Annotated in this window: 16 protein-coding genes; 8 read left to right on the top strand and 8 right to left on the bottom strand. The window is 69.9% G+C overall.

The window, feature by feature from the left end:
* Window positions 1-119: 119 nt before the first annotated feature.
* The 4 genes from ACM9LD_RS14965 to ACM9LD_RS14950 all read right to left on the bottom strand — a co-directional run bounded on the left by ACM9LD_RS14965 (window position 120) and on the right by ACM9LD_RS14950 (window position 4,048).
* Window positions 120-1,397 carry an ATP-binding protein gene (locus ACM9LD_RS14965; RefSeq protein ID WP_415677408.1) on the bottom strand — a complete coding sequence of 426 codons (1,278 nt, stop codon included), beginning with the start codon at window positions 1,395-1,397 and terminating at the stop codon, window positions 120-122.
* Window positions 1,398-1,484: 87 nt separating this feature from the next.
* On the bottom strand, window positions 1,485-2,822 hold the full coding sequence (locus tag ACM9LD_RS14960; protein ID WP_415677407.1) for an MFS transporter: 1,338 nt from the start codon (window positions 2,820-2,822) through the stop codon (window positions 1,485-1,487).
* Window positions 2,823-2,888: 66 nt separating this feature from the next.
* On the bottom strand, window positions 2,889-3,314 hold the full coding sequence (locus ACM9LD_RS14955; RefSeq protein ID WP_415677406.1) for a tautomerase family protein: 426 nt from the start codon (window positions 3,312-3,314) through the stop codon (window positions 2,889-2,891).
* Window positions 3,315-3,346: 32 nt separating this feature from the next.
* Complete coding sequence (locus ACM9LD_RS14950) at window positions 3,347-4,048, bottom strand: SDR family oxidoreductase (protein WP_415677405.1); 702 nt, start codon at window positions 4,046-4,048, stop codon at window positions 3,347-3,349.
* Between the two features lie 88 nt (window positions 4,049-4,136).
* Between ACM9LD_RS14950 and ACM9LD_RS14945 the strand changes: the two genes are divergently transcribed.
* Window positions 4,137-4,661 carry a winged helix-turn-helix transcriptional regulator gene (locus ACM9LD_RS14945; protein ID WP_415677404.1) on the top strand — a complete coding sequence of 175 codons (525 nt, stop codon included), beginning with the start codon at window positions 4,137-4,139 and terminating at the stop codon, window positions 4,659-4,661.
* Here ACM9LD_RS14945 and ACM9LD_RS14940 read toward each other — a convergent pair.
* From ACM9LD_RS14940 to ACM9LD_RS14930, 3 genes are all read right to left on the bottom strand, one after another.
* Window positions 4,621-5,376: a YoaK family protein gene (locus ACM9LD_RS14940; RefSeq protein WP_415677403.1), complete on the bottom strand. Its 756-nt coding sequence runs from the start codon at window positions 5,374-5,376 to the stop codon at window positions 4,621-4,623. The genes ACM9LD_RS14945 and ACM9LD_RS14940 overlap by 41 nt on opposite strands.
* A gap of 98 nt (window positions 5,377-5,474) precedes the next feature.
* Window positions 5,475-5,999 (bottom strand): spermidine N1-acetyltransferase, encoded by a 525-nt coding sequence (speG, locus tag ACM9LD_RS14935; RefSeq protein ID WP_462933952.1) that lies wholly within the window; start codon window positions 5,997-5,999, stop codon window positions 5,475-5,477.
* A gap of 128 nt (window positions 6,000-6,127) precedes the next feature.
* On the bottom strand, window positions 6,128-6,511 hold the full coding sequence (locus ACM9LD_RS14930) for a DUF1304 domain-containing protein (protein WP_415677401.1): 384 nt from the start codon (window positions 6,509-6,511) through the stop codon (window positions 6,128-6,130).
* 190 nt (window positions 6,512-6,701) lie between these two features.
* Between ACM9LD_RS14930 and tig the strand changes: the two genes are divergently transcribed.
* The 4 genes from tig to clpX all read left to right on the top strand — a co-directional run bounded on the left by tig (window position 6,702) and on the right by clpX (window position 10,988).
* A complete protein-coding gene (gene tig / locus ACM9LD_RS14925) occupies window positions 6,702-8,114 on the top strand; it encodes a trigger factor (RefSeq protein WP_415677400.1) in 1,413 nt (470 codons plus the stop codon).
* A gap of 135 nt (window positions 8,115-8,249) precedes the next feature.
* On the top strand, window positions 8,250-8,843 hold the full coding sequence (locus ACM9LD_RS14920; protein WP_415677399.1) for an ATP-dependent Clp protease proteolytic subunit: 594 nt from the start codon (window positions 8,250-8,252) through the stop codon (window positions 8,841-8,843).
* 43 nt (window positions 8,844-8,886) lie between these two features.
* Window positions 8,887-9,528 (top strand): ATP-dependent Clp protease proteolytic subunit, encoded by a 642-nt coding sequence (locus ACM9LD_RS14915; protein WP_068525836.1) that lies wholly within the window; start codon window positions 8,887-8,889, stop codon window positions 9,526-9,528.
* 185 nt (window positions 9,529-9,713) lie between these two features.
* Window positions 9,714-10,988, top strand: a complete 1,275-nt coding sequence (gene clpX, locus ACM9LD_RS14910) for an ATP-dependent Clp protease ATP-binding subunit ClpX (protein WP_415677398.1) — start codon at window positions 9,714-9,716, stop codon at window positions 10,986-10,988.
* Between the two features lie 70 nt (window positions 10,989-11,058).
* Here the strand turns inward: clpX and ACM9LD_RS14905 are convergent, their stop codons facing one another.
* On the bottom strand, window positions 11,059-12,678 hold the full coding sequence (locus tag ACM9LD_RS14905; RefSeq protein ID WP_415677397.1) for an ABC-F family ATP-binding cassette domain-containing protein: 1,620 nt from the start codon (window positions 12,676-12,678) through the stop codon (window positions 11,059-11,061).
* Between the two features lie 111 nt (window positions 12,679-12,789).
* Here ACM9LD_RS14905 and ACM9LD_RS14900 point away from each other — a divergent pair, with 111 nt between their 5' ends.
* Genes ACM9LD_RS14900 through ACM9LD_RS14890 form a run of 3 tightly spaced genes read left to right on the top strand, consistent with a single transcriptional unit; the run spans window position 12,790 to window position 17,290 of the window.
* Window positions 12,790-15,477 carry a valine--tRNA ligase gene (locus tag ACM9LD_RS14900; RefSeq protein ID WP_415677396.1) on the top strand — a complete coding sequence of 896 codons (2,688 nt, stop codon included), beginning with the start codon at window positions 12,790-12,792 and terminating at the stop codon, window positions 15,475-15,477.
* Complete coding sequence (folC, locus tag ACM9LD_RS14895) at window positions 15,474-16,892, top strand: bifunctional tetrahydrofolate synthase/dihydrofolate synthase (protein WP_415677395.1); 1,419 nt, start codon at window positions 15,474-15,476, stop codon at window positions 16,890-16,892. Before ACM9LD_RS14900 ends, folC begins: the two co-directional genes overlap by 4 nt.
* On the top strand, window positions 16,889-17,290 hold the full coding sequence (locus ACM9LD_RS14890; protein WP_415677394.1) for a DUF4233 domain-containing protein: 402 nt from the start codon (window positions 16,889-16,891) through the stop codon (window positions 17,288-17,290). Before folC ends, ACM9LD_RS14890 begins: the two co-directional genes overlap by 4 nt.
* The last annotated feature ends 1 nt before the right edge of the window (window position 17,291 follow it).

The raw sequence follows: 17,291 nt of genomic DNA, 5'->3' as shown, positions 1-17,291 counted from the left end.
CCTGTAACGCGCCCCGGCCTCTGTTTCACTGAGCGGTTTACAGTCACGCTCACGAACTTGTTCGAAACTGTATCAGACGGCGCTCCTTTGTTCCAATTCGTTGCGCCGGTACGCGGGTGTCAAAGGCGCGCGTAAGTCTCGATGTCCTCCGAGAACTCGGCCGCGACGGCGGGAGAGACGGTGGCCCGGGTGGCGCCCAGGGCGGCCAGGTAGTCGTCGGTGCTCAGTTCCTCGGTCCGGGCGCCGTCCGGCGCGTCGAGCGCACGCGCGAGGGCGTCCTGCGAGGCTCGGCGGGCCGCGTACTCGATGTCGGCGGGCGTCATCCCCTCACTGGCCGCGGTGAGTGCGGCGATGTCCAGCGTGCCGACCACGTGGTCGGGGATGTAGCGGCCCCAGATGGCGGAGCGGGCGTCCGCGTCCGGCAGACCGATCGGCATGACGTAGTCGAAGCGCCCGTGCCGCAGGAAGGCGTCGTCGAGGGCGCGAACGAAGTTGGTGGCACACACCAGCAGCCGCCCCTCCTGGTCGCGGAACTCGGCGACCTGCTTGAGCAACTCATTGGTCACGCCCTGCGTGGGCGACGGGGGATCCCCGCGTCGATGCGACGCGATCTCCTCGACCTCGTCGATGAACACCACCGCGTGCTCCAGGGAGGCGATCGCCTCGAACGCGGAGCGCAGCGCGCCCGCGAGCCCGCCGGGGGAGTCGGCGAGCCGGGACGGGAAGAGTTCGACGAAGGGCCAGTCGAGGCGCGAGGCAACGGCTTTCGCGAACGTGGTCTTCCCGGTCCCGGGCGGGCCGAAGAGCATCACCGCGTGCGGGGGCATGACGCCGAAGCGCTCGGCCATGTCGGGCCGGGCGAGCGGGGTGACGAGGCGCTGCTCGAGCATCTCCTTCTCCCGCCGCATCCCGCTCACGCGGTCCCACAGCTGGCGCGGCAGCAGTCGCCCACCGACCTCCTTGAGCAGGTCCAGTTCTCGGCGCTGCACGGGCATGGGCCGCTCCAGGTAGCGGACCGGATCGCGCACGACGAAGCCGTTCTTCGAGAGTGCGGCGGAGGCGTCGTCGTCGCCCGCGGTGAGCACCGACAGCTTGCCCAGGCCGAGCGGCGCCATGCGTCGTTCCAGTGCGTCGAGCACGAGCCCCGCGACGGCCGGATCGGTGTCGGGCGCGACGTCGAAGAAGACGATCCAGCCCTGGGCGTGCGCCGCACGGCCGACGGCCACCGCCACCACGCGATCGCCCTCCGTCGCGACCATCGCGTGGTCCTGCTGGCACGAGGCGATCACCTCCGCCATGGAGTACACCGGCGGCGTTCCGCGATGGTAGGCGGCTTCCCAGAGCCGGACGATGGTGTCCAGGTCGTCGTCATGGAACTCGCGGATGTGGGCCGTCATGCACGCAGTGTGGCACGCATCACAGGTCGATGCTCAGCGGTTTTGCGGCCGCACCTGCACCCGCCCCCCGCACCGGGCCGGAGGTGATCAGGCGTCGAGCGTCGAACCCGCGGGTTGCGCGACCCTTCGGATCCAGACCGTCGCCGCCAGCGAGATGAGCGCGGTCGCCACCAGGTAGCCGGCCGCGGTCCACGGCGCACCGTCGGCGCTGTGGATGAGCGCGGTGAGGATGAGGGGAGTCAGCCCGGAGGCGTAGATCCCCGAGAACTGATAGACGACGGATAGACCGGTGTACCGGACTTCGGTGGGGAACAGGCTCGCGAAGAACGTGCCCTGTGCGGCGTAGAAGACGCCGTGGATGAGGCCGAAGACGATGACGAGGCCGACGGTGAACCACACGATCGACGCGGTGCCGAACAGCGCGAACACGGGGAACACCGCGAGCCCGTAGAGCAGCACGCCCGTCCCGTAGACGCGCGCGGGGCCGAACCGGTCCGCGAGCACACCGGCGAAGGGGATCACGACGGCCATGACCAGCGCCGCGGCGGTGACCGCGAGGAGGACGTCCACCTTGTTCATCGCGAGCGTCGCCGTGGCGTAGGTGATGGCGAAGACGCCCCACGTGTTGAACGCGCTGCCCTCCGCCCACCGGGCGAGGCAGCCCGCGATCGTGTTGCGGCGCAGGACCGGATCGCCGAGCAGCTGTCGCAGGGGAGTGCGGGTGGTGTCGAGGGTGGCGCGCGCGGCCACGAAGGCCGGGGTCTCGTCGACCGCGAGACGCACGACGATGCCGATCACCACCAGCACGATCGACACCGCGAAGGCGATGCGCCACCCGAACCGGAGGAACTGGTCGTCGTCGAAAACCGTTTGCAGCAGCGCGAAGACGGCCGTGCCGAGCCCGAGGCCCAGCGCGAGGCCGACCTGCGGGACGGCGCCGAAGCGGCCCTTGCGACCCTCCGGGGCGTGCTCCACCGCGAGGAGCACCGCGCCCGCCCACTCGCCGCCCAGCGCGAAGCCCTGCACGATCCGCAGGAGCAGCAACAGGATCGGCGCCAGGATGCCCACCTGGCCGGCGGTGGGCAGCGCGCCCATGAGAGCCGTCGCGACGCCCATCAGCAGCATCGTCAGCGCGAGCGTCTGCCGGCGGCCGATGCGATCGCCGATGTGCCCGAAGACGAGGCCGCCGATCGGGCGCATGACGAAACCGACGGCGAAGGTCACGAAGCTGAGCATCGTGCCCACGAAGGAACTCGCGTCGGGGAAGAAGAGCTTGTTGAACACCAGCGACGCGGCGGTCGAGTAGAGGAAGAAGTCGTACCACTCCACCGTCGTGCCCAGCAGTGACGCCGCGATCACGCGCCGCAGCTGGGAGCGGTCGGGTGCGGACGGTGTGGGGGCGTCGTCGACGGTGGCGGTACTCACCGACCGGAAGCTATCGGGGGTCGGCGGTGCCTGTCACCGGTTGTGCTCGCGGTGACCGCAATCGGATCAGTAGGCGGCGGTCCGGTTCGTCGCCGCCCAGCTCCGCTCGGCCTCCGACTGCGCGGGCGGTGGCACGAGGCCGTTGATCATCCACATCTCCTCGCTCGTGTCGTCGACGTGGAACTCCCACTGCAGGTCCGGGTGTCGCGCGAGTGAGGGGGCGACCATCGCGCGGACCCATTCGGCGATCCGGGTGCGGCTCGCCGAATCGGATGCGTGCCGGGCGATGTGGTCGATGGCGATGCGCACCGCGGTCGGCGCGCTCACGCCGCCGATGAAGAAGTTCTCCGGCGCGACCTCGTGGAACAGGACGACGACGTAGAAGCGCGGCAGCCCGATGGCGGCGTACTGATCGGTGATCGCGGCGGCCAGGACCTCCTTCTCGGAGGGGGCGAAGACGCCGGGGGTGTGGTGGATGTTCCAGAGCGGCATGACGGTTCCTCGGTTTCGATGCGGTGCGGGGGTCAGGCGGGCGTGGGGAAGGCGAGGGCCTCGACGGGGCCCGACAGCGCCGCCTTCGTCGCGGCGGTGATCTCGTCGGCGAGGACCTCGACGTCGCCGGCCTCGACCCCGTCGAGGATCGCCGCGGCGATCGCGGCGGGCGTCGCCTTGGGCAGCGGGATCGCGGACACCATGTCGGTATCGATGAAGCCCGCGTGCACGCCGACGACCTGGGTGTTCTGGGCGGCGAGCTCGGCCCGCAGGGAGTTGGTGATCGACCACGCGGCGGCCTTGGAGGCGCCGTACCCGCCGGAGCCCGCGAGCCACGACAGCACCGAGTGCATGTCGACGAGGGCGCCACCGCCGTTCGCCGCCAGGACGGGCGCGAACGCCCGTGCCACGCGCAGCAACCCGAAGGCGTTCACGTCGAACATCGCCTCGATGTCGCGCGGATCCCCGGTGACGAGCGGGGTGGGCGTCATGATCCCCGCGTTGTTGAAGACGATCTCGGCGTCGGACGCGAGGCGTGCGAGCGCCTCGGCGGACTCGGCCGAACGGACCTCGAGCTCGACCGGAACGACCTCGGGGCGGGGATCGGTGAACGACCCGCGGCCGGTCGCATAGACCTTCCGTGCCCCGCGGGCCAGCGCACCGTCGACCAGTGCGGCCCCGAGGCCCCGTCGGCCTCCGGTGACCACGACGACGGCGTCCTTGATGGCGACCATGGTGACTCCTTCTGGGTAATGACTACGTTAGTCAGCTTGATTCAAGCATCGCCGCCTGACTAACGCAAGCGTTAGTTATCATCGGGGCATGGAGTTCGAGGAGCGGCTGCGGGACCGGGGTAGGTGGGCGATCGGCGACGGCTGCTCGGCCGCGCGCACGCTGGACCTGCTCAGTACGAAGACGGTCTTCCTCGTCGTCCGCGAACTGCTCTACGGCACGACGCGGTTCGACGATCTCGTGACCCGGACGGAGACCTCCGCGCCCGCGGTCTCGCGCGCGCTTAAGCAGCTCGCCACGGCGGGCCTCATCGCGGCGACCGAGTACCGCGAGCCGGGCGCGCGAGCCCGCGCCGAGTACCGACTCACCTCCGCGGGGCAGGATCTGCTGCCGGTCTTCCTCGCGCTGATCCAGTTCGGCGACGCCCACCTGCAGCCCGACGGTGCGCCCCTCGTCTTCGTGGACGTGGAGTCGGGAGAGCAGGTGCGCACTCGGCCCGCCGCCGGCGGGGTGGAGGTGTCCGCGGACGGTATCGAGATCCGGCTGAACCCCGCTCGGTGGGGTGCGTCGGACCTCAGCCGAGCAGCTTCCGCCGATCCGAGTGCAGGAACGTGACCAGTGTGATGGCGCCGCACAGCAGGCCCGCCACGAGGATCACCTGCGGGCCCGTGACGAAGGATCCGATGACGCCGCCCACGGCTGCTCCGAGGACGAAACCCGCGTAGACGAGGGCGTAGCCGAGCCAGTCGAAGACGGTGCCGTTGCCCGTCGCGTGCCGCTCGATGCCCTGGCCGAGCTTGACCAGCGTGCCGGTCACGTACGAGAGGGGAACGGAGACCTCGCCGTTCTTGGTGAACGAGGTGTTCAGCGCGCCCAGCGAGAAGGTGATGATGAGGATGGGGACGAAGCGCACTTCGGGCTCGTCGAAGCCGTCCAGGGCGAAGTCCGTCGCCGAGGCGATGAGGAGTCCCGCGGTGGTCAGGACAGTCGGGCCGTGCGGGTGGTTGTGCCAGAAGTAGCGGCGGCAGATCGACGCGACGACCACGCCGGTCACGAAGGCGACGATGAGGGCCGTCGCGGCGAGTGCGCCCGCGCCCGGGATCTGCTGCGCGTCGGACGCCTTGAACCACGTGAGCACCGCGCGTTCGGTGTTACCCGTCATGAAGGTGACGAAATACCCTGCCGAGTGCAGGAAGGCGACCGCGCCGACCATGCCGGCCATCCCGGCGAGGAGCCAGGACAGGCGGGCGTCGGGTCCGATCGCGGCGTCCCGGGAGACGACCGGGCGGGGCTGTTGCTTCGTGGGCTGTTGCTCCGTCGGGGTGGTCATTCCCCATGGTTACCGACGGGAAGCACCCTTCGCTGAGCGGCCGCATCGATTCACATTCGCGTTCCGGTGGGAGGCACATCACAGTGTGCGTCGTGTCGTCAGGCGGGCGGCGGGTCCGTGGCGAGGAAGTCCCGTTGGAACAGGCCCATCAACCGCGCATCCCGGTACTCGCCGTTCGAGAAGTACTGCTCGCGGAGCAGACCCTCCTCGGCGAAACCCAGCTTCTCGTACACGTGCGCCGCCTTCTCGTTGGCGACATCGACGTAGAGGTACACCTTGTGCAGGTTGAGGATTCGGAACGCGTAGTCGAGCGCCTTCCGGGTGGCCGGTGCCGCGTATCCCTTGCCCTGCGCCGACGGGGCGACGATGATCTGGAACTCGCAGTTGCGGTGGATGACGTTGATTTCGACGAGCTCGACCAGGCCGACCGGCAGCCCGTCGTACTCGATGATGAAACGCCGCTCGCGCTCGTCGTGGATGTGCCGCTCGTAGATGTCCTCGAGCTCGGCGAGCGCGTCGAAGGGCTCCTCGAACCAGTACGACATCACCGCCCGGTCGTTGAACAGGCCGTGCACGAACCGCAGGTCCGTGCGCTCCATGGCGCGCAGCTTCAGTTCCACCATCTCAGGGTAGAACGATCCCGCCCGCGTCGTGCCGAACCGCCGGCCGCCGCTCGGCGTCCGACGGGGCCTTCGGCGTCGCGCGGGGGACGACGCCCGCGCCGACGGCCCTCGCGGGCACCGTCGGATCGTTAGACCGCGAGCCCGATACCGAGGAATAGAACGGCGAGGAGTGGCGCCGTGCCCTGGACGGCGGCGGCGCGGAGCTTGGTGCGGTCCGACAGGGCGAGGACGAGTGCCGCCGCGAGCATCGAGCCGGCGCCCACGAACACCAGCGTCGCGCCGACCGCCCGCTGCCCGCCGAACAGCGCCAGCCCCAGGAACACGGCGATGGCGAGGAAGAGGTTGTAGAAGCCCTGATTGAACGCGAGCGGCCGGGTGATCTCCGCTGTCTCCGGCGTGGTGCCGAAGCTCGCGCGGGAGCGCGGCGAGGTCCACGCGATCGATTCCAGGTAGAAGATGAAGCAGTGCACGAGCGCCGCGACGGCGGCGAAGACGAGTCCGACCACGATCATCCGCTCATCATGGCCGATCGCCGGTCCTTCGCGCCCGGTAGGTGCGCCGGAGCCCCCGCCCGGCCTGTCACCGGCCGCGCACCGTCGCGTACGCTGATCCGAGTGCCGTGGGCCCGACGGGGTCCCGTGCTGCCCGCAGGAAACCGCACATCAGGCGGCCCTCCTGCTGATACCAACCCGAGGAGAACGAGTGAAGAGCACCGTCGAGCAGCTGAGCCCGACTCGCGTCCGCCTGAGCGTCGAGGTTCCCTTCGACGAGCTCGCGCCCGATTTCGATCGCGCCTACGAGACGCTCGCGCAGCAGGTCAACATCCCCGGCTTCCGCAAGGGCAAGGCCCCCGCGAAGCTGATCGAGGCGCGCGTCGGCCGCGACGCGGTGCTCTCGCAGGTGATCAACGACGCGCTGCCCGGCAAGTACAGCCAGGCCGTCCTGGACTCGGAGATCAAGGCGCTCGGCCAGCCCGAGATCGACATCGACAAGCTCGAGTACGGCGAGACCTTCTCGTTCACCGCCGAGGTCGACGTGCGTCCCGAGATCACGCTGCCCGAGTACTCGTCCATCGAGGTCGAGGTCCCGTCGCTCGAGGTCACCGACGCCGACATCGACGAGCAGATCGAGGGCCTGCGCGCCCGCTTCGGCACCCTCAAGGGCGTCGACCGCGCCGTCGAGACCGGTGACTTCATCACCATCGACCTGTCGGCGACCGTCGACGGCAAGGACGTCGAGGACGCCAAGACCACCGGCCTCTCGCACGAGGTCGGCTCCGGCAACCTCATCGACGGCCTCGACGAGGCCGTCGTCGGCCTGAAGTCGGGCGAGTCCAAGGAGTTCACGACCACCCTCGTCGCCGGCGAGTTCGCGGGCCAGGAGGCGGACGTGACCGTCGTCGTCGACTCCGTCAAGGAGCGCGAGCTGCCCGAGCTGGACGACGAGTTCGCCCAGCTCGCGAGCGAGTTCGACACCGTCGACGAGCTGCGCGCCGACCTGCGTCGGCGCGTCGAGCAGAACAAGAAGCTCGGCCAGGCTGCGGACATCCGCGACGCCGTCCTCGACAAGCTGCTCGAGGCCGTCGAGGTGCCGCTGCCCGAGGCCGTCGTCAAGGAGCAGGCCGACGCCAACGTGCACGACGTGCTGCACCAGGTGGGTCACAACGAGGAGCTCCTCGAGACCGCGCTCAAGGCGCAGGGCACCACCCGCGAGGAGTTCGAGACCCAGGCCCGCGAGTCCGCCGAGAAGCAGGTCAAGGTGCAGCTGCTCCTCGACGCGATCGCCGACGCGCAGGACGTGCAGGTCGACCAGCAGGAGCTGCAGGAGCACATCCTGTTCCAGTCGCAGCGCTACGGCATGCAGCCCGCCGAGTTCATCCAGCAGATCCAGCAGGCCGGCCAGCTGCCCGCCCTCTTCCAGGAGGTCCGTCGCGGCAAGGGCCTGGCGGACGTGGTGCTCGAGGTCTCGGTCAAGGACGCCGACGGCAACGTCGTCGACACCAAGGAGCTGTTCGACCGCGAGGACGCCGGCGAGGCGCTCGCGGAGGAGGCCGCGTCCGAGGAGGACGTGGTCGCCGAGGCCGAGGAGATCACCGCCGAGGCCGACGAGAAGTAGGACCCCGCGGAGCGCCCCGCAGCCGATCCGGCTGCGGGGCGTTTCTGCCCTCAGCGGAGCCGAGCGTGCCGGGGGACGGTTCGGTCGGCACCGTTCGTTACTGTCGATGTCAGAAAGAAAGGCAGGGAGCAGCGGATGAACTCCAACCCCACCATGCGGGCCGGAATTGCCGGCCTGAACCTCAACGATTCGGTGTACAGCCGCCTCCTGGAGTCGCGGATCATCTTCCTCGGCAGCGAGGTGAACGACGACATCGCGAACCAGCTCTGCGCGCAGATGCTGCTGCTGTCCGCGGAGGATCCGGCCAAGGACATCAACCTCTACATCAACTCGCCCGGCGGCAGCATCTCCGCCGGCATGGCGATCTTCGACACCATGGAGTTCGTCGAGTGCGACGTCGCGACCTACGCGATGGGCATGGCCGCCTCGATGGGTGAGTTCCTGCTCGCGGCGGGCGCCAAGGGCAAGCGCTACGCGCTGCCCCACGCGCGCATCATGATGCACCAGCCGTCCGCCGGTATCGGTGGCACCGCGGCCGACATCGCCATCCAGGCGGAGCTGTTCCGCAAGACCAAGGTGGAGATGAACCGGCTCAACGCCCAGTTCACCGGCCAGCCGATCGAGCGGATCGAGTCCGACGCCGACCGCGACAAGTGGTTCACGGCCGAGGAGGCCCGGGACTACGGTTTCGTCGACCACGTCGTCAGCCGCGCGAGCTCCGTCAAGTAGCGAGAGGACACTTGAAATGACCGAGGGTTACTACCCCACCACGATGTCGGCCCAGGGCCTGCACGTCCCCGCCACCAACCGCTACGACGTCCCGTCGTTCATCGAGCGCGCGGCGAACGGCAACGAGCGCGTCACGAACCCGTACTCGAAGCTGTTCGACGAGCGCATCATCTTCCTCAAGAACCAGATCGACGAGGTCTCGGCGAACGACGTGATGGCCCAGATCCTGGTGCTGGAGTCGCAGGACCCGGACCGCGACATCACGATCTACATCAACTCGCCCGGCGGCAGCCTGTACGACGCACTCGGCATCTACGACACGATGCAGTACGTGCACTGCGACGTCGCGACCGTGGTGCTCGGCACCGCGGCCTCCGCGGCCGCGATCCTGCTGGCCGGCGGCACTCCGGGCAAGCGCGCCGCGCTGCCCAACTCGACGGTGCTCATCCACCAGCCCCGCACGGGCGGGTCGATGCGCGGCCAGGTCTCCGACCTCGAGATCCAGGCCGCCGAGATGGAGCGCGCCCGCAACCGCCTCGACGAGATCCTGGCGAGCCACACGGGCCAGACCGTCGAGCAGATCCGCAAGGACACGGACCGCGACAACATCCTCACGGCCGACCAGGCCAAGGAGTACGGCATCGTCGACACGGTGTTCCCGTACCGCAAGGCGTCCGCGAAGTAATCATCAGCAGGACACCGGGGGTCGCGACACGCCGCGTGAGCGGGTTCCGCGGCCCCCGGTGCCACCTCTAGCAAGCTATTCATATCGGTCGCCGGGACGGAAGTTCGCGGGTACCGTCGACAACAGACGCCACCTGCTGAGCATTGCGGCAGGCGAGTCATCGGCAAGGGAAGTGGGCACAGGGCATGGCACGGATCGGGGACGGCGCAGACCTGTTGAAGTGCTCTTTCTGCGGAAAGAGCCAGAAGCAGGTCAAGAAGCTGATCGCGGGTCCCGGCGTGTACATCTGCGATGAGTGCATCGACCTGTGCAACGAGATCATCGAAGAGGAACTGGCCGAGACCAGTGACGTGAAGCTGGACGAGCTGCCCAAGCCCGTCGAGATCCGCGACTTCCTCGACAACTACGTCATCGGCCAGGACTCCGCCAAGCGGAACCTCGCCGTGGCGGTCTACAACCACTACAAGCGCATCCAGGCCGGCGAGCGCAAGGACGCCCGCGGCGAGGGCGTCGAGCTGGCCAAGTCCAACATCCTCATGCTCGGCCCCACCGGCTGCGGCAAGACCTACCTCGCCCAGACCCTGGCGAAGATGCTCAACGTGCCCTTCGCCATCGCCGACGCGACCGCCCTCACCGAGGCCGGCTACGTGGGTGAGGACGTCGAGAACATCCTCCTCAAGCTGATCCAGGCTGCGGACTACGACGTCAAGCGCGCCGAGACCGGCATCATCTACATCGACGAGGTCGACAAGATCGCCCGCAAGAGCGAGAACCCGTCGATCACGCGCGACGTCTCCGGCGAGGGCGTGCAGCAGGCCCTCCTGAAGATCCTCGAGGGCACGCAGGCCAGCGTCCCGCCGCAGGGCGGGCGCAAGCACCCGCATCAGGAGTTCATCCAGATCGACACGACGAACGTCCTGTTCATCGTGGCCGGTGCCTTCGCCGGACTGGAGAAGGTCGTGGGCGACCGGATCGGCAAGCGCGGCCTCGGTTTCGGCAACGAGGTGCGCACCAAGGCGGAGGTCGACACCGTCGATCACTTCGCCGACGTGCTGCCCGAGGACCTGATCAAGTTCGGCCTGATCCCGGAGTTCATCGGCCGCCTGCCCGTCATCGCCTCCGTCTCGAACCTCGACAAGGAGTCGCTGGTCTCGATCCTCTCGGAGCCGAAGAACGCGCTCGTCAAGCAGTACCAGCGCCTCTTCGAGATGGACGGCGTGGAACTCGAGTTCGACGAGGACGCCCTCGGCGCCATCGCCGACCAGGCGATCCACCGCGGCACCGGTGCCCGCGGCCTGCGCGCCATCATGGAAGAGGTCCTCAACCCCGTCATGTTCGACATCCCGTCGCGCGACGACGTGGCGAAGGTCGTCGTCACGGGGGAGACGGTGCGCGACAATGTGCTGCCGACCATCGTGCCCCGCAAGCGCTCGCACGCCCGCCAGGAGAAGAGCGCGTAGCCACGCACATCGACTGCGCCCCCGGCCGAATCAGCCGGGGGTGCAGTCGTTTCCGGTCAGCCGCGCGCGGTCACCGCGACCGCTGCACCCGCGCCTCGTGCCAGACGGGTTCCGCGGCCTCGCGGACGGCACCGTCGGAGCCGAACACCAGGAACCGGTCGAAGGACCGCGCGAACCACCGGTCGTGGGTCACCGCCAGCACCGTGCCGTCGTACGCCTCCAGGGCGCCCTGCAGCGCCTCGGCGCTCTCGAGGTCCAGGTTGTCCGTCGGCTCGTCGAGCAGCAGGGCCGTGCTTCCCGCGAACTCCAGGAGCAGTACCTGGAAGCGCGCCTGCTGGCCGCCCGAGAGGCTCTCGAAGCGCTGGTCCGCCTGCCCGTGCAGCTCGTACCGGCGCAGCGCCGGCATGGACCGGCCCAGGTCGGCCGCGTGCTCCCGGCGGAGGATCTCCACGAGCGTGCGGCCCTGCAGCTCCGGGTGCGCGTGTGTCTGGGCGAAGTGCCCCGGCACCACCCGGGCGCCGAGCGTCGCGTCGCCGGTGTGTGCTACATCCTCGCCCGCGAGCAGGCGCAGGAAGTGCGACTTCCCGGAGCCGTTCGAGCCCAGTACCGCGACCCGCTCGCCGTAGAAGACCTCGAGGTCGAAGGGCTGCATCAAGCCCGTGAGCTCGAGGTTCTTCGCCGTGACGGCCCGCACGCCGGTGCGGCCGCCGCGCAGCCGCATGGTGATCTCCTGCCGCCGCGGCGGCTCGGGCGGGGGACCGGCCTCCTCGAACCGGCGCAGTCGCGTCTGCGCCGCCTGGTACCGCGAGGCCATGCCGTCGTTGAACTTCGCCTGCTCGCGCAGGGTCAGCACCAGCTTCTTGAGCTGCTGGTGCCGCTCGTCCCACCGGCGGCGGAGCTCGTCGAACCGCGCGAAGCGCTCGTCGCGGGCCCGGTGGAAGGTCGCGAAGCCGCCGCCGTGCACCCAGGTGTCCGAGCCGCCGGGCGCGGGTTCCACGGCGACGATCCGCGTGGCCGCGCGGGAGAGCAGCTCCCGGTCGTGGCTCACGAAGAGCACCGTCTTCGGCGTCTGTCGGAGCTGCTCCTCGAGCCACTCCTTGCCGGGCACGTCGAGGTAGTTGTCCGGCTCGTCGAGGAGCAGCACCTCGGCGTCGCCGCGCAGCAGGGCCTCCAGCGCCAAGCGCTTCTGTTCGCCGCCGGAGAGGGAGGTCAGGCCGCGCCAATGCGCCCGGTCGTAGGGCACGCCCAGCGCGGCGACCGTGCACGAGTCCCACAGCGTCTCCGCCGCGTAGCCGCCCGCGTCGCCCCATTCGGCGAGCGCTGTGGCGTAGCGGATCTGATTCGCGTCGCCGTCGTCGTCCATCAGCGCCAGCTCGATCGCGTCCAGCTCCCGCGCCGCCGCCTGCAATCGCGGGGGCGACACGGACACCAGCAGGTCGCGCACGGTCCGGTCGTCGCGCACCGAGCCGATGAACTGCGGCATCACCCCGACGCCGCCGCTCGAGGTCACGGTGCCGCCGTGCGGCTCCAGCTCGCCCGCGAGCAGCCGCAGCAGGGTGGTCTTGCCGGCGCCGTTGCGCCCGACGAGTGCGGCCACGGCACCGTCGCCGATCCGGAACGAGACGTCGCCGAGCAGCGCCCGCCCGTCGGGCAGGAAGTACTCCACGTGTGTCGCCTCGAGATGTCCCATTCGTCCCATCCTGCGGGGCGGGCCGGTGCGCGCGCCACCTGTTTTCCTGGGTGTCGCGCACCGTCAAAAGCCCCGCGGAAGCCGCTCGCACCCGCTGACTAGAATCGTGGGGTGACTACTGAGCCGCAGAACGCCGCAGACCGACTTCCCGCCGCCTGGGAGCCCGGTGCGGTAGAGGCGGACCTGTACCGCGGCTGGGTCGACGCCGGATACTTCACCGCCGACAACAGCTCGCCGAAGCCGGCGTTCTCCGTGGTGCTGCCGCCCCCGAACGTGACCGGCAGCCTGCACCTGGGCCACGCACTCGACCAGACCATCACCGACGCCCTGTGCCGCCGCAAGCGGATGCAGGGCTACGAGGTGCTGTGGCTGCCGGGCACCGACCACGCCGGGATCGCGACCCAGTCCCTCGTCGAGAAGCAGCTCGCCGCCGAGGGCACCAGCCGCCGCGAGATCGGGCGCGAGAAGTTCCTCGAGCGCGCCTGGGCCTTCAAGGAGGCCAGCCACGGCAACATCACCGGCCAGATGCGTCGCATCGGCGTCGGCATCGACTGGTCCCGCGAGCGGTTCACCATGGACGACGGCCTCTCCCGCGCCGTCCAGACCATCTTCAAGCAGCTCTTCGACGCGGGCCTGATCTACCGCGCCGAGCGCCTCGTCAACTGGTCGCCCGTGCTGCAGACCGGTATCTCCGACCTCGAGGTCGATCACAAGGAGGTCGACGGCGAGCTCGTTTCCTTCCGCTACGGCTCGCTGAGCGACGACGAGCCGCACATCGTCTGCGCCACCACGCGACTCGAGACGATGCTCGGCGACACCGCGATCGCCGTCCACCCCGAGGACGAGCGCTACCGCGCCCTCGTCGGCACCACGCTCGAGCACCCGTTCCTGGACCGCCGCATCCCGGTGGTGGCCGACGACTACGTCGACCCCGAGTTCGGTTCCGGCGCCGTGAAGATCACGCCCGCGCACGACCCCAACGACTTCGCGCTCGGCCAGCGGCACGACCTGCCGATGCCCACGATCATGGACGAGACGGCCCACATCGCCGGCACCGGAACACAGTTCGACGGCCTCGACCGCTTCGCCGCCCGCAAGGCCATCCGCGAGGCGCTCGCCGAGCAGGGCCGCATCGTCAAGGAGGTGCGCCCGTACCGGCACAGCGTCGGCCACAGCGAGCGCTCCGGCGAGCCGATCGAGCCGCGCCTGTCGATGCAGTGGTGGGTCAAGGTCGACCGCCTCTCCAAGGCCGCGGGCGACGCGGTCCGGGGCGGCGACACCACGATCGTCCCCGAGTCGCTCGCGCCGCGGTTCTTCGACTGGGTCGACGAGATGCACGACTGGAACATCTCCCGCCAGCTGTGGTGGGGCCATCGCATCCCCGTCTGGTACGGCCCCGCCGACGCCGAGGGCAACCGCGACGTGGTCTGCTGCGGCCCGGACGACGTGCCGCCCGCCGGCTACGAGCAGGACCCCGACGTGCTCGACACCTGGTTCAGCTCCGGGCTTTTCCCGTTCTCGACCATGGGCTGGCCCGAGCAGACCGCCGACCTGGCGAAGTTCTACCCCACGTCGACGCTGGTCACGGGCTACGACATCATCTTCTTCTGGGTCGCCCGGATGATGATGTTCGGCACGTTCATCGGCGAGGAGCCCCAGGCGCCCGGCAAGGTGCCCTTCCACGAGGTGCTCCTGCACGGCCTGGTGCGCGACGAGTTCGGCCGGAAGATGTCGAAGTCGAAGGGCAACGGCATCGACCCCCTCGAGTGGGTGGACGAGTACGGCGCCGACGCGCTGCGCTTCACCCTGGCGCGCGGCACCATCCCCGGCGCCGACCTCAACGTGGGCGCCGACGCCGCAGCCAGCAGCCGGAAGTTCGCCACCAAGCTCTTCAACGCCACCAAGCTCGCGCTGATGAACGACGCCCGCGTCGGCGAGCTGCCCGACCGCGCCGCCCTCACCGACGCCGACCGCTGGATCCTGGACCGCCTCGCCGCCGTGCAGTCGGAGGCCGACGCGGCGTTCGACGCCAACGAGCTGGGCAAGGCCTGCGAGGCGCTGTACCACTTCGCGTGGGACGAGCTGTGCGACTGGTACCTCGAGGTCTCGAAGCTGCAGTTGCAGGGCGAGGATGCGGCGGTCGCGGAGAACACCCGCCTGGTGCTCGGCAAGGCGCTCGACGTCGTCCTGCGCATGCTGCACCCGACGATGCCCTTCGTCACCGAGGTGCTGTGGACGGCACTCACGGGGGGCACCTCGCTGGTGATCGCGGACTGGCCGTCGCGCGACTGGGCGCCGGCCGAGATCCCCGCCGACGGCGCGGAATCCGCTCGCCGCTTCGCCGACCTGCAGCGCCTGGTCACGGAGATCCGCCGCTTCCGCAGCGACCAGCTGCTCAAGCCCGGCCAGCGGGTCGCCGCGCGGCTCACCGGCCTCGATGAGGCGGGTCTGACCTCGCTCGCGGCCGCCGCCGCGAACCTGTGCCGGCTCACTCCGCCGGAGGACGGCTTCGCCGCCACCGCCTCGCTGGAGGTCCGGCTCGCGGGCGGCACCGTCACCGTCGAGCTGGACACGTCCGGCACCGTCGACCTGGGGGCCGAGCGGGCGCGCCTGGAGAAGGACCTCAAGGCCGCGCAGAAGGAGCTCGACGGGACGTCCGCCAAGCTCGGCAACGAGGCCTTCCTCGCGAAGGCCCCCGACGCCGTCGTCGACAAGATCCGCGGCCGCCGGACGGTCGCGCAGGAGGAGGTCGAGCGCCTCACCGCCCGGATCGCGCAGCTCGGCGGGGGCGCCGCGTGACGGTGCCCGCCTTCGCCGCCGATCCCGACGACCTCGCCGAACTGGCCCAGGTCGAGGCCGAACTGGATCAGCGCTGGCCCGAGACGAAGATCGAGCCCTCGCTCACGCGCATCGCCGCGCTGATGCAGTTGCTCGGCTCGCCGCAGGACGCGTACCCGTCGATCCAGGTCGCCGGGACCAACGGCAAGTCCTCGACGGCGCGCATGATCGACTCGCTGCTGCTGGCCTTCTCCCGCCGCACGGGCCGGATCACCAGCCCGCACCTGCAGCTCGCCACCGAGCGCATCGCGATCGACGGTGCGCCGCTCACCGCGAAGCAGTACGTCGAGACCTACCGTGAGCTCGAGCCCTTCATCGAGCTCGTCGATGCGCAGTCCGAGGCCGCGGACGGCCCGCGGATGAGCAAGTTCGAGGTGCTGACCGCGATGGCCTTCGCCGCCTTCGCGGAGGCCCCCGTCGACGTCGCCGTGGTCGAGGTCGGGCTCGGCGGCACCTGGGACGCCACCAACGTGGTGACCGCCGAGGTCGCCGTCATCACCCCGATCGGCCTCGATCACGTGGAGATCCTCGGCCCCGACCTCGCGTCGATCGCGGGGGAGAAGGCCGGAATCGTCAAGCGCGCGCCCGAGCGGCTGATCCCCAAGGACACGGTGATGATCGTCGGCAAGCAGGAGCCCGCCGCCATGGACGTGCTGCTGCGCAAGGCCGTCGAGACCGACGCCGCGGTCGCGCGCGAGGGGTCCGAGTTCGCCGTCGTCGAGCGTCGCGTCGCCGTCGGGGGACAGCAGCTCACCCTGCAGGGGCTCGGCGGCGTCTACGACGACGTCTTCCTGCCGCTGCACGGCGAGCACCAGGCGAACAACGCCGCGGTCGCCCTGGCCGCGGTCGAGGCCTTCTTCGGCGCCGGCGCCGACCAGCAGCTCGACATCGACACGGTGCGCGAGGGGTTCGCGAAGTCGGCCTCGCCCGGGCGCCTCGAGCGGGTTCGCAGCGCCCCGACGGTGCTCATCGACGCGGCGCACAACCCGCACGGTGCGCAGGCCCTCGCCCGGACCATCGAGACCGAGTTCGGCTTCCGCACGTTGATCGGCGTCGTGTCCGTGCTCGCCGACAAGGACGCCGTGGGCGTGCTGACGGCGCTCGAGCCCGTGCTCGACACCGTGGTCGTCACCCACAACGGCTCGCCCCGCGCACTCGAGGTCGAGCGGCTCGCCGCCATCGCCGAGGAGATCTTCGGCGAGGAGCGTGTGGTCACCTCACCGACCATGGTCGATGCGGTGGAGACCGCCGTCGCCCTCGCCGACCAGGAGTCCGACGACGAGGACGGACCCGCGTCCGGGGTCGGCGTCCTCATCACGGGGTCCGTGGTCACTGCCGGCGCCGCGCGCTCGCTGTTCGGAAAGGAACCCCAGTGACCGAGCCCCAGCGGTTCACCCCGCCTCCCAAGGATCCGTGGAAGAGCTTCCGCGGGATCCTCTCCGGCACCCTCATCCTCGAGATGATCGTGATCCTGCTGGCCCTGCCGGTCGTGGTCCGACTCTCGCCGGGCCTGTCCTGGCTCAAGATCTCGTACGTCCTGATCCTCGCGGCGCTGATGTTCGCCGGCTGCATGGTCGTCAAGAAGCCGTGGGCGATCCCCGCCTTCCTCGCGCTGCAGGTCGCCGTGATCGCCGGGTTCGTCGTGCACTGGGGGATCGGCGCCGTGGGCGTCGTCTTCGGCATCGTCTGGGCGTACATCGCCTACATCGAGCGCGACGTGAAGCAGCGGATGGAGCAGGGCCGGCTGCCGGGGCAGGAGCCGATCGCCGAGTAGG

It is taken from the genome of Tsukamurella hominis (genome assembly GCF_965137015.1).
GTDB lineage: Bacteria > Actinomycetota > Actinomycetes > Mycobacteriales > Mycobacteriaceae > Tsukamurella > Tsukamurella hominis.
This window is presented reverse-complemented; position numbering and strand designations above follow the sequence as displayed.